The sequence below is a fragment of the Candidatus Nitrotoga fabula genome (genome assembly GCF_905221025.1).
Taxonomy (GTDB): domain Bacteria; phylum Pseudomonadota; class Gammaproteobacteria; order Burkholderiales; family Gallionellaceae; genus Nitrotoga; species Nitrotoga fabula.
The window spans coordinates 1-11,507 of record NZ_CAJNBL010000031.1; the positions used below are offsets into that span (position 1 = coordinate 1).

Below are 11,507 nucleotides of genomic sequence, written 5' to 3' on the forward strand. Positions count from 1 at the left end.
GTTCAAGGCCCATCATTTGGCTTATGTGGACCCTCAAAAAGGTGTCATCGCGCGAGTGAAAGTAGGACGTGCCCCATACGGTGTTGCTGTTAGTCAAGATGGGCATGCCTATGTTGCCACCGCTGCAGGCGTTGCGGTTGTTGACATCCGTTCGCGTCTGCGAACCGCACTGATTCCATACCAAAGTTCATTAAGCGGCATGCAATGGGGCGAGTATCGGCAAGGTGGCATGGGCATCGCCGTTTCTCCAGACGGGAAAACGGTGGCCGTGGGCATCAATCGCGGCAATCGCGCCGGGCAGTTGGAAATCATCTCGACGCAATCACAAACCGTCACGGCCAGTGTGCCGATAGGTATACGACCCTTCCAGGTGATATTCAGCAACGAGGGCCACGAGATTTATAGCATTGACCACGATTCGTATACAGTGACCGCTTATAATCTGAACGACCGTTCATTGCGGGTCTTTGACGTGGCACCACTCGGCTATGGGGGATTTGCTAAACCACACTATGCCGCTATTAACGCAAAGGGACTTCTCTTGTTGCCGCTACAAGGCCGCACTCTACTTCAGTTGAACCCGAAGACGGGAAAGCAAACACAAATTCCTCTATCTGCTCAAACACATCAGCACGGTGTTGTATTAAGCAACGATGCTTCTACGCTATTTGTTGTGGGTACAGGTCCTGCTGGTGAAGTTTCCGGTGCAGCCGTACTTAGTCGTATCAATCTGACCGATGGACAGGAAACACATATTCCGCTACATGCAGAGCATGAACAAATTGTGCTAAGCGACGATGGGAAAATAGCCTATCTAACTGGCGGAAATAGTTTTACGGAAGGCTGGAATGGTATTAGCGTCATCAATCTTACGCGCAATAAGGTTCGAACCATCCAGGTTGACAAGCAGCCACTGGGGATCGCGATATGGAATAAATACGGCCTGTAAACGTACGAATATAAAATTCTGCATGAAAAAAAATAACGGATCAAGTCGCTTGAAATATATATAAGCAAGGATCATGAAACTCCAGTCAATATTTTGAGTGGCGAAATGTTGGTATTATTTTCTGAGTCGCCCACGCCACAGCAATTTGCGATTACAACCTGCAACATATAACTCATTGACTTAAATGTAATCTTCCTCGAGAACGCTCGCGAGACTACCAGAGAAAACAGAGAACAGAGAAGCCTAAAATCGAGGAAAAATGGTTGCATAGGAGGAGTGACGCTCGCGAGGCTGAAGCCTGGAACCCCGCCAATACTGGATTCTCAGTCAAAAAAAATCCCAACTGATAAAGGTTGGGATTTAACTTATTGGTGGGGCGGAGGGAATTGAACCCGTTACCAATTTTCCCTTGTCATTGCTTAACTCTGGCTATATTTAATTAAGTCCGATTTTAAAAAATACCCCCATAAATACCCCCAGAGTAATCGGATGACCTTGGGCATTCTTACCGCTCAGTCACGGCGCTTGCAAAATAAACCGCAAGCCCCGCGCCATCGCTGGCGCACTGGCTTTCCACAGAGCGCAGACGGCAAAACCCCGCCCTCTGCTTTGCACCTCTTATTCGGCCTGTAATCTCTTCTTGCCGCAACCGCTTCACGCCGTCGTGCTTCATGGCTTCGCCAAAGCCCGCTACGCCATCAAGCGCTCGCCGTTCGCAGGCTGCTGGGGTTACAGGTAGCCTGAACGTGCCGCGCCCCTTCAAAACGCCGTAAATGCATGGTCGGCTGCGCCGTTCATCTCTGTGTGCCGGGAATTAACATAAAGGCGTCTTATGCAAAGCGCAAGCGCCGGGAAGGTTCCCGCCCTCCGTGTTCGCATAAGTTTTTTTATGTATTGCGCCCTCCGGGTAAATCCCGCCACACAAGTCAAAGTCAAATTCCATCACCTGTAGTGAGGGGCAGCAAAATGGGGCAGGTAAAACATCGCCCCTTCGTTTTTTGCTGCTCGGTCCTGGCCTATTCTTATCTAGCTGTGGTCAAGTGAAGTAAAGGCATGGCCGCCCCATCCGTACTGCCACTCTTTGCCTTGGGTGAACCTGCATTCCCGCGCACCGTCCACATGGCTTATGTCTTGCATCGCCCGCTGTTTCGGGTAGAGATGGGCGAGGCGAGGCGTTTCTTATTCGGTTGGATGCAAGTTCGCATTTTGCTATTCAATTCAATGTGGCTTTCCAGAAATTTATTGACCTCTTAATGTACTTGCTGTGCTGAGAAGTCGCATCTCATTCGAAATCATCTCACTCATCCTTCCAGCGACAGCATCGGTAATAACTTTTTAGATATCTTGCACTTCTTCAAATTTTCAGTACTGAATGGGGGATTCGAATGGAGAATCAGGTCATCAAAAATAGACGTGACCACCGGAACGGAGACTGAGTTACCCAGTTGTCGGTAAGCAAATGAATCATTAGGATTCAAAACAAAGCTATCCGGGAAACCTTGCAATCTTGCACACTCTCGAGGGGTAATCCGCCTTGGCAAGCCATTTTGTACAACACCCAACCTGTGAGCATCGCTCGTTACAACAGTGATTGATATGCTGTCCGGATCAAGAAATTTAAACACCTCAAATGACATATTTCCGCATGTAGGATTGTATTTACCTTCAATAACTCGCAGGTAGCCCTTTGAGACCAATGATTCAAGCAAAGACTTAAGATTTGACTCCTTCCAGAAGGTCTTTATTTGATCTAAAGTTAGTTCCTTTCCATCTTGCTCAACACCGAAATGTTTTTTTCGGCGATTTCCAATTATTGCGTTCATTAGCGCCCGCTCTTCATCGCTACAATGACCTTTAGTCCCCAGTTCCCATGAGTGTAGTGAATTACCCCCCCTATAGTCGATTAATCGAACTCCATGAAGGCTATCGAATGGCCTTCTATGCAGGGCATCCTTTAATTGTGCGATAAACTTGCTTGAACACCAATAACGCTGATCCACTTGAGGCTCGAGTACATCTTTAACGCAGCGAAACGCGTTGTTCATACTAAACAGATCGCTTTGTTGAACAGATTGCTTGAACTTATGTGAATCTGCAGACCCTAAGTTAGACTGAATGCTTAGATTTGGCGACGATCCATAGGAGCAGACCAAATAGGCACGCACCCTGTTTTGCGGAACCCCGAAATTCGAACTATTCAGCAAGAGGGTTTCGACTTCATAACCAAGTGTATTTAGCCGCGTAAGAACCGTAGAAAAAGTGCGACCTGAATCGTGAGTAGTGAAGCCACGAACATTTTCTAGTAATAGCAATTTCGGTTTTATTGTTGCGGTACTTATTAGGCGTTCAATCTCAAAAAAAAGCGTCCCTCTTGTATCGGCAAACCCCTTTTGTTTCCCTGCATAGGAAAAAGCTTGACATGGAAAGCCAGCTAACAATACATCATGTTCTGGTAGCTCTTGAACTTGACGAATATCTCCAGTTGGCGTTTCACCATAATTCAGGCGGTATGTTTCTTGTGCTTTCTTATCGATCTCACTAGAGAAAACGCACTCACAATTCAGGCCATTCTTTTGTAGCGCTATTTCGAACCCTTTTCTGATTCCGCCAACGCCAGCAAACAAATCCACAAACTTGATCATTGAATATCCCTATGGGGCGAGGAAATTAGCTATTAGTTTGTAACAGATAATTAGCCATATGCTTCATTTCAGACTCAGACATTGCCACCGTACAATCACTGTGGCTGCAGATGATGCCTACTGCATTTTGACGTATATTGATATTTCCAGCGCCATCAATTACATAACATATTTTGTGTCCCGCGGCATGAACACTCGACATTAGTGATTCAGATTCACGAGCCTTTCGTTCAATAACACTATTTGTAGTTACTTGGAAACTGACTTCTATTCCAAAATACTTACCTTTCGGCGAAATTGCAACGACATCAAAATTTGTCCCATTTCCATTCGCTGAATGAGATACATTCGGCATTGATGAGTCTTTTGAGACAATCCAATTAGGCGGGAGCATTTCCTTTAAACAACTTACTACATAGTCTTGCGCCAGTTGACCTAGAGCATTCGATGTTGCTCCCCCAACCTGGCGACTTACTCGAATGTAATTTTCTTTTGCAAATTTATCTAACTCATCAGAATGTCCAATCAAAGTGCCAATGATGCAGCGATCCTTAACTTCCATAGGCAAAGAATCATTTGATGCCGTAGACCCAAACATCAATAACATTGCTACATCAAGCATTCGTGGGGTGAAATCTCCTCCTTCCAAAAGTTTCTTTGAGTCGACTCGAAGAGCAGAGTTAGCTAATGAGCACTTATTTTGAATTTCCTTAAATTTGTATTCATATTTCTTGCCTCCCCAGTCAAACAATAAGACTCCGGAAGGACAATAATTGGAAAGCGGAGGAAGTTTGTTGAGGGCTTCTCCCCCTAAATCTGTCATTACCATAAGGTGTTTGAGAAAAACTGGACCAGTAATTGCGTTACTCTGCTTAATTGCCTCACTCCATGCCAATGGGCTCTTATTGGCAACTTTCAACAAAGAAATAAATGCATCCTGAGTTTTTAGGAGGAGAGGAAGAACGCTGGCATTACCCGCCGCACAAAGAATTTTCTCTGGCCAATGTAGAACAGCATTTGACTTGAGCTCAGAAAGTGTCCTGTTGTATTTTGGCATTTCAGTTTTCACCTGTATTTTGGTCGGCTATTAACACTAGCCTAATTTTTCATTATGGCATGAGAGATATCGGCAAGCTATCCCGCGCCCATAAAGCGAGATTATTTCATCCAATTGATTGACTCTTCCTGATGCCGGCCTAGAATAATTTCATTAAAATTCAAGAGAGCGAATCCAACTGTTAAAGATAAAACATGGCAGATTTTCTGACACCTGAGGAACGAAGCGTTCGCATGGCATTAATCACTGGGAAAAATACAACTCCCGAATTAATGGTTCGTAGAGCCTTGCACAAGGCTGGCTTTAGGTTCCGGCTCCATATCAAAGACTTACCCGGTAAACCAGACATCGTCCTTCCAAAATATAAAACGGTAATATTTGTAAATGGTTGCTTTTGGCATGGGCATTTTTGCTAAAAGGGAAGAATACCAAGCACTAATCCTGATTACTGGTTCAATAAAATCCAAACCAATCGCAACCGTGATGCCAAAAATATTAAAGCCCTCCGAAACCAAGGTTGGCGAGTTTGTCTGATTTGGGAATGTGAAATTCGAACTAGCAAGTTTTTGCTTGATCGCATTAATCGCGTTATAAATGCGATCAAGCTGGTAGCTAAATAATTGCCTTTGATTAAGGCATTAAAAATAGTGTTTTCCCCTTTTATAAGCAGACACTTAGTTGCAAACCAATTTGCTGATTTAATTTGAATTTCCTTCCCATAGGAAATTTATTATCTACGTGGGAACCCGCTTGGTCATCCGGGGCAAAAGTTGCAGAGATTTTACCCGCCCTCCATACCCCCTTCAAACCCGCCCCAGCCCCTCCCGCTGCTCCCGTAACACGGCATTCATGTTTTTGACCATCGCACGAATATGCAGCCGCAAACCTCCCTTGTAAGCATTGCGTGAAGATACCGCCTTGCCTTCTTCTGTCCGTGCGCCGGTGGATTTATTCCAGGGCTGCCATTTTTTGATATGTTCTGCCTGCCTTGCCCGTTGTTCCGGGGTCCAGTTCCTCGCTGCCATGCTTCACCTCTAATAGTTCGTTTGGCTGGATTTTAATTTTTCCCGCGCGGGACGGGGGTTGGATACGCACCGGCTGGATCGGGGCAGGCGTGGTATTGTTCACCTGCTGGTTCCCGCTGCCCTGGTTGATATTGGCCTGCCTGGCAATGACCACCGGCGGGTTCTTGATCGCAGCCAGCGTTTCCAGGGTTGCGCGGCACTGGCTCTGCGCCTTGAGTGCCAGACGCATGAAGCTCTCCAGGCTGGAAAGGTAAGTCTGGCCCATGGCCCGTTGGGTCAACCCGGTAAACAGCGACTGCAATGACGTTGCCTGATTCATTAACATCGCCTCCACGTGTTCAAGATCCCCGCGACGAACCGCTGCAGACTGCGCGCGCAATTCATCCACCAGGCTTTGCACGTCCGTGTTCTGGTGAAGGTCGGTATTTTCATCCGCGCAGCGGATTACCCGATAGGCAGCACATTCTGGCGACATGATCAGCTGGGCATGTTTTTTTCCCTTCGCTGTTTTGGGATGCTGGTCAGGTGGAGTTTTCGGGCGGTTCCCGGCGGATTTTCCGATTTCCGGTTTCTTTGCCGCTTTTGCAGTCATATTGCTGGCCTCCTTGGCCTTTGTTTGCTGATTTCGTTCTTCAGTCATTGCCGCCTCCCAGATTCGCTGCATTTCGCTACATATAACCATGCTCGAAATGCACAAAGATTCTGCACCAGATAAACCGGGGCAATCTTTCGACGCACCGCCAGCAGCCTTTCACGATGTTCTACGGTATGCCCGGCAGCCATGCAATATTCCGTTATGGTTACATCAAGCGCCTGGCGGATTGCCTCGATATTTAGGCTATTTTGCCCATCGGGTACATCTGGCCCGGGCAGGTTTTGCAAGTGCCCAATTACAGCCCCACGGTAACGATTAGTAATATCGCTCAAATATTTAGGAATGACTCCAGTATTTCCGCTTGCCAATAGTTCGCCCTCATCGTTTACCCTCAAGCCTATATTCAGCCGGGTACACAATTCTATGATTGCCTGCACTTCTGACAATTCGCACCAGTTGATAACAGGCATGGCCGGTTTTTTTGTTGTGACTGGTTGAATGTTCAAAGCAGCACCTCCGAAACTATACCTTCTTCACCCCTCCCAAAAATAGGCGTTTTATCCGTAACAGAGTAACAACCCAATGATGACGGGGGTTCCAGTGTTGCGGATGTGTTACGGATAGAATTTTGTGACGGATTATCCGTAACATTTTTGGGGGGTGTTTGATGTTGTGACGGATTGCCTAAAGGCATGTTACGGATATGTGACGGATTATCCGTAACAGATAAACCCCCGTGGTTATTGGCTTCCGGGGAAATGTTACCTTGTGACGGCAAATTTTGGGGGGTAGTAAGGTGTATATCTAAATAACGTGAAAATGCATCATCAAATTGTAATTTCTCAAATCCCTTTTGCGTGGTGTAGGCATTCATACGGATGGTTTTTGACTCGATACCATACGCTTTCAATTGCCTGGCAAGCTGTCGTGCGGTAATTGGATTCCCGCGATAGTAAGTTAACCAGGGCGCTTCCTCATCTTCACACAATGCCGTAATCAAATCTGCCGTGCTGATTCTGTTTATTTTTTTGTCCGCGAATACCTGCCGTATATCCTCCAGTAATTCATTACCTGTACTCACTGGCTTATCACCTGCCCCGGACAACTTCAGGGCCGCCGCTCTTGCCTTATCCGGCCATTCCCCGCCAGCGCAATCTGCAATGGCAAGTAAACCGCTCCAGTTATCTTGGTCACGGTCGGATAGTGCCTCCGGTATGTCCGGGCGCGCATCCCGCACCTGCTGGGAATAATCCAGTGCAAAGCGTGCCAGCTTTGCAGCTATATCACTGAATAACCATAGTTCGGCATGGCGAAGCCTGCCTACTGTTTCATGGGGTCGCTTGCGCCGCAAATTAAATATAATTCCCCGGCTCATGGTTGCATCGGGCAAGTGTTTTTCTAGTTGGATGCCTGCCAGTGCCTTGGGTCCCCATACATTGAACATGCTTGGCTCGTGGTTATCACCCACTACCCGGCCAACGTAAGCTTGGGCGCGGGTGTGCCCGGCGTTGATCAATCCTTTCAGTTCTTCATTTTCTTTAATAAAGGTGTCCGCTTCATCAATCAGCACGGTCGGGGTCCATTTTTCTACCGCACGGAACATAAACGCTGTGGAAGAATTGGCCGCGCTGATTGGCTTTGCTGACATACGCCCCATGACATCCAGCAATTGAGATTTGCCGCACGCCTTTTCAGGCGCGTTAATGAGTGCCAGCGGTGCAACCTGCAGTACATCAATAAACCATGTTTGGGTAATCCATAAAGCCGCAGCAAACGCCTGCTCATCATCCAGCACAATGAAACGCTGGATTGTGCCTGCTACCTCATCCAGCAATTGCGCCGGGTCGATTGGGTCCGGCCATGGGCCAACTTCTTTAAATGGCAACTGGGAAGATTCTTTTTTACTGGACCGTGCATTTTTTACCAGTTTATCCAGTACCGTTACTGAAATATTCCATGCCTTGGCCTGTTCTGTCCTTTGCAGGGCATATTGCAGATCGTCCAGCAATGCCAGCCTTTCAATATCCGCACCAGTAGGCTCTACAATCGTTTTTTGTGTTTCCGGTGCTGTATTAGTATCACCCGCTGAATTTAAAACGCTTACATCGCTTCCTGCGGTATCGGTTTTCGGCAGGTTTGCTTTGGCAATCTGATCCAGAATAGCTCGCCCTCTCTCTATACTATCCAAGGTGGATACCTCCTGCTTTCAGGGCAGAATGAATCCGTCCCACCGCCACGGCAAGCCGGTCCCGGTCAAATTCATTCAGCGGTTTGCCTGCCAGCATGTCCGCAGCCGCAATCAGTACCAGCGTCGCCTCAAAAGCGATTGCACACAGAATATCGGCAGCAGGGAAGGGGCTGGACTCCCTCTTGGCAAAATGCTTGCCTTCCACTCGCGGAGGAAATAAATCGGATAGCTCCAGCCCGGCAGCGAACACGATTTCCTGCACGCCGCACCCGGCAAAACAATGGATGAGAATCCGGCCATCCTCCAGCTCGCGTATCGCAAGCGAAGGGCTGTGGTCTTCATGAGCCGGGCAGCACGCCAGCCATCGGCCCCGTCCCGTGCGCTTCACTTTTTCCAGCCGGGACAACAGATCGCTTATGCACATACCAGCTCCTTCCTGGCTGCTTCCAGCCTGATCACCAATGCGCGGATTTCTTCGTCCGATTTTCCGGCAATGCGCGCCGCAATCAGCGCATCTACTTCATAATCAGGCGTACCAGTTGCACGTGCTCCAATCAATATCGGCTTCACAAAAAGACCGGATTTAATATCGGCATAATGAGAACTGCGCGATCGGCCCCGTTTCTTGCAAACAGCCGAAGTGCGCAGCATGTGGATCTGGTTAGGTAGGTAGTGGGTTGCCTGACGCTCGGTTGATATATGCCTGCTGGACATGTTCGTTCCTTATAGAGTTGTGCAGCACGTTGCTGCATAACTCTATGCATGACATGTCATCCAGCGGTCCGCTAAGGCAGGCAGAGCGGGAATTTCATCTTTTTGCAGTTGTCATGACAAATGACGGGTTGTCATGACAACTCAATATTCACTCGGATATGAGGGGTCGTTTTTCTTTAGCCAGGCATCGGCAGAGTCATTGTCAGGATTATTAGATTCATTTGTATCACTGAGTTGATGGCCGCTTCCCGTCAATTCGTCGAGTGAAATGCTTTTGCGTTCTCCTTCTTTCCTCGCACGGTCGTCTGCCGCGCCGCGCAGATCCTTGATGTTGAAAAGTGGCTCCCACCCGGTGCCTTCGCGATAGGCCATGAATGGATCATTGCTAATGCCCAGATGGGCAAAGAATACCGCTCTTAATCTTGAGATTTTTTTAATGTTCGCCTGGTTGCTTGATAGTTTTTTGTTTTGCGCCATGCCCAGCAGAATAACCCCCTGTCTGTTTAAATGACCTTTTCGTCTATCCACAAGTTCAAGTTCAGCCAGCGCAACACGCCTGGTTACACCACGCGCAGATATTTCCAGCATATTGTTCCCCATGCCGGATTGGTTTTTATCCCCCACAAAGGTCATGCTAACTTCATCGGCAGTTAGCTTTTCCATGGTGCGGAATACAGCGCACCGGTTTCCCGCTAATTTCGGGTCATTGGTTCCCGTTAGGTCTTGTGGAGCAATGAAAGTGCCGCCGTTCTTCTCATAATCACGAAAATAGCTGGGCATATCCCAATTTTGTAGCTTTGCCCATGCAATCCATTCCGGTATCGGTCTGGTAATGTCAGGGCCAAGGGTTCGCTCAATAATTCGCACATCATCGCCTACACGTTCTCCAAGGGTTTTGCCGGCACCCCCAAAAGTGAACGTCTTTTCACTCTCGAAATGCCTCGGGTCCTGTAAAAGGCACAGGATGCAGAATTCCTGCGCGGTCAATTTCGGTACTTGCTTCCAGTAATCCCAATCGACGCTCACCTCGTTCCAGGTGGCGTCACGCTCCTCAGTGCGTGCCGGGTCCATCTCATAATCCAGCTGAAGCGCTGCACTGCGCCGCTGATTAGCAGACAGGCTGTCCCACAGTAAAGACAACAATTGATTTTTAAATCGTTCACGCAACCCATCCGGCAAATCGGACAATGGTTTGTCGAACCAGTCCTCCAGCGCAAGGGTAAGGGATTCAAATCCTGTCATGCTGCACCCCACTGCTCTGCAATAAGAACATTTTGTATTTTCCGGGAATATTGTTTGATTATGCAGCACTGGGTCATTAATTTTCTCCAGAGATAGGTGCTAACAAACGGATAGTATAAATTATTTGAATTATGTTATACATTTCACTATTTAGAGAGGGAGTATCACAAACTTGGCAAGCAATGGCCTTCAAATCCAACACGAGACGCGATCGGTTTCATCCTTTCTCCGACGCACTGAAAAATCCGGATAATCAGCAATTATTGGATATAAAGAGACAGAAAATGACTGACGCCGCTTCAAATTTTAAATGCAGCGTCGGGCTTCGAGAATACTCAGTAGTCTGGGTTTATAGAGAACAGGTATCCGGCTTTGTTGAGCTGCAGCAAACCAGGTAAAAAATGAGGACATGATCCAGGGCACTCTGAATATAAAGGAACAGCATGGGGATTTGTTTGATCCCAATGCCGCGCGATCCCTGCTGGACCAGCTGCTAAGCGATTCACGTCTCTATACGCAGAGCAAGGACTACAAGGAGCTGCTCGACTTTGTTATCCGGCTTCGCAACTTTGCACCCTTCAATGCCATGCTGTTGCAGGTTCAGAAGCCAGGATTAAGTTATGCTGCGTTCGAGTGTGACTGGCGGGAACGCTTTGGACGCACTCCCAGGAAAGACGCTCGCCCGCTCCTGATCCTTTGGCCGTTTTGTCCGGTGGCTCTTGTCTATGATGTCATGGACACTGAGGGCGATCCAATCCCGGTAGATGTGGCTTCCTTTTTTGCGCAAGGTGCCATCACCGATGGGCAATTTAAAACCTTTGAAAAGTTGATTGGTAGAAAAGGGATCAAGTGGTGCTGGTTTGATGGCGGTGACCAGAATGCGGGTTCCATCCGCATAACGAAGCGGGCTGTCAGCATCAATGAACCGGCGCAGTATGAAATATTGCTTCGGCCTCATGAAGTCTCAACCGGCGGCATATTTGACCCTTGGGTCCTGAAAGAAGCTCATCACCCGCTCGGGTGATTTCTCTAACATGGCCATGTGCTCGTTGGCCGCATCGCGCAGCTTGGCCAGGTCCGGACTGGTACCCGCTT

13 protein-coding genes and 1 pseudogene are annotated in these 11,507 nt (G+C 47.9%); 3 read left to right on the plus strand and 11 right to left on the minus strand.

Going from position 1 to position 11,507, the window contains the following annotated elements:
- The coding region (locus KJA68_RS07785) for a YncE family protein (protein WP_213036378.1) at positions 1-949 on the plus strand (949 nt) is incomplete at its 5' end.
- A gap of 505 nt (positions 950-1,454) precedes the next feature.
- Here the strand turns inward: KJA68_RS07785 and KJA68_RS07790 are convergent.
- The 3 genes from KJA68_RS07790 to KJA68_RS07800 all read right to left on the minus strand — a co-directional run bounded on the left by KJA68_RS07790 (position 1,455) and on the right by KJA68_RS07800 (position 4,648).
- Entirely contained in the window at positions 1,455-1,712 is a 258-nt protein-coding gene (locus tag KJA68_RS07790; RefSeq protein ID WP_213036379.1) for a hypothetical protein, read from the minus strand.
- A gap of 538 nt (positions 1,713-2,250) precedes the next feature.
- A complete protein-coding gene (gene dcm, locus KJA68_RS07795) occupies positions 2,251-3,591 on the minus strand; it encodes a DNA (cytosine-5-)-methyltransferase (RefSeq protein WP_213036380.1) in 1,341 nt (446 codons plus the stop codon).
- Between the two features lie 25 nt (positions 3,592-3,616).
- A complete protein-coding gene (locus KJA68_RS07800; protein WP_213036381.1) occupies positions 3,617-4,648 on the minus strand; it encodes a hypothetical protein in 1,032 nt (343 codons plus the stop codon).
- A gap of 194 nt (positions 4,649-4,842) precedes the next feature.
- On the opposite strand from KJA68_RS07800, the gene KJA68_RS11135 reads away from it, so the two are divergent.
- On the plus strand, positions 4,843-5,064 hold the full coding sequence (locus tag KJA68_RS11135) for a very short patch repair endonuclease (RefSeq protein WP_213036382.1): 222 nt from the start codon (positions 4,843-4,845) through the stop codon (positions 5,062-5,064).
- Between the two features lie 387 nt (positions 5,065-5,451).
- On the opposite strand, the gene KJA68_RS07810 is transcribed toward KJA68_RS11135, so the two are convergent.
- The 7 genes from KJA68_RS07810 to KJA68_RS07840 all read right to left on the minus strand — a co-directional run bounded on the left by KJA68_RS07810 (position 5,452) and on the right by KJA68_RS07840 (position 10,412).
- Positions 5,452-5,673 carry a hypothetical protein gene (locus KJA68_RS07810; protein WP_213036383.1) on the minus strand — a complete coding sequence of 74 codons (222 nt, stop codon included), beginning with the start codon at positions 5,671-5,673 and terminating at the stop codon, positions 5,452-5,454.
- Positions 5,597-6,313 carry a hypothetical protein gene (locus KJA68_RS07815; RefSeq protein WP_213036384.1) on the minus strand — a complete coding sequence of 239 codons (717 nt, stop codon included), beginning with the start codon at positions 6,311-6,313 and terminating at the stop codon, positions 5,597-5,599. The genes KJA68_RS07810 and KJA68_RS07815 overlap by 77 nt, the downstream gene beginning before the upstream one ends.
- On the minus strand, positions 6,310-6,774 hold the full coding sequence (locus KJA68_RS07820; RefSeq protein ID WP_213036385.1) for a hypothetical protein: 465 nt from the start codon (positions 6,772-6,774) through the stop codon (positions 6,310-6,312). Before KJA68_RS07820 ends, KJA68_RS07815 begins: the two co-directional genes overlap by 4 nt.
- Positions 6,771-8,456, minus strand: a complete 1,686-nt coding sequence (locus KJA68_RS07825) for a DUF3631 domain-containing protein (protein ID WP_213036386.1) — start codon at positions 8,454-8,456, stop codon at positions 6,771-6,773. The genes KJA68_RS07820 and KJA68_RS07825 overlap by 4 nt, the downstream gene beginning before the upstream one ends.
- A complete protein-coding gene (locus tag KJA68_RS07830) occupies positions 8,449-8,880 on the minus strand; it encodes a CHC2 zinc finger domain-containing protein (protein ID WP_213036387.1) in 432 nt (143 codons plus the stop codon). The genes KJA68_RS07825 and KJA68_RS07830 overlap by 8 nt, the downstream gene beginning before the upstream one ends.
- Entirely contained in the window at positions 8,871-9,170 is a 300-nt protein-coding gene (locus KJA68_RS07835) for a helix-turn-helix transcriptional regulator (RefSeq protein ID WP_246487110.1), read from the minus strand. Before KJA68_RS07835 ends, KJA68_RS07830 begins: the two co-directional genes overlap by 10 nt.
- Positions 9,171-9,311: 141 nt before the next feature.
- Positions 9,312-10,412: a hypothetical protein gene (locus tag KJA68_RS07840; protein WP_213036388.1), complete on the minus strand. Its 1,101-nt coding sequence runs from the start codon at positions 10,410-10,412 to the stop codon at positions 9,312-9,314.
- A 409-nt stretch (positions 10,413-10,821) separates the two neighbouring features.
- Between KJA68_RS07840 and KJA68_RS07845 the strand changes: the two genes are divergently transcribed.
- The gene (locus tag KJA68_RS07845) at positions 10,822-11,436 is read left to right on the plus strand and encodes a hypothetical protein (protein ID WP_213036389.1); all 615 of its coding nucleotides are present in this window, start codon (positions 10,822-10,824) and stop codon (positions 11,434-11,436) included.
- On the opposite strand, the pseudogene KJA68_RS07850 reads toward KJA68_RS07845, so the two are convergent.
- Positions 11,377-11,507 (minus strand): annotated as a pseudogene (locus tag KJA68_RS07850) (IS630 family transposase); the annotation flags it as partial. The gene KJA68_RS07845 and the pseudogene KJA68_RS07850 overlap by 60 nt on opposite strands.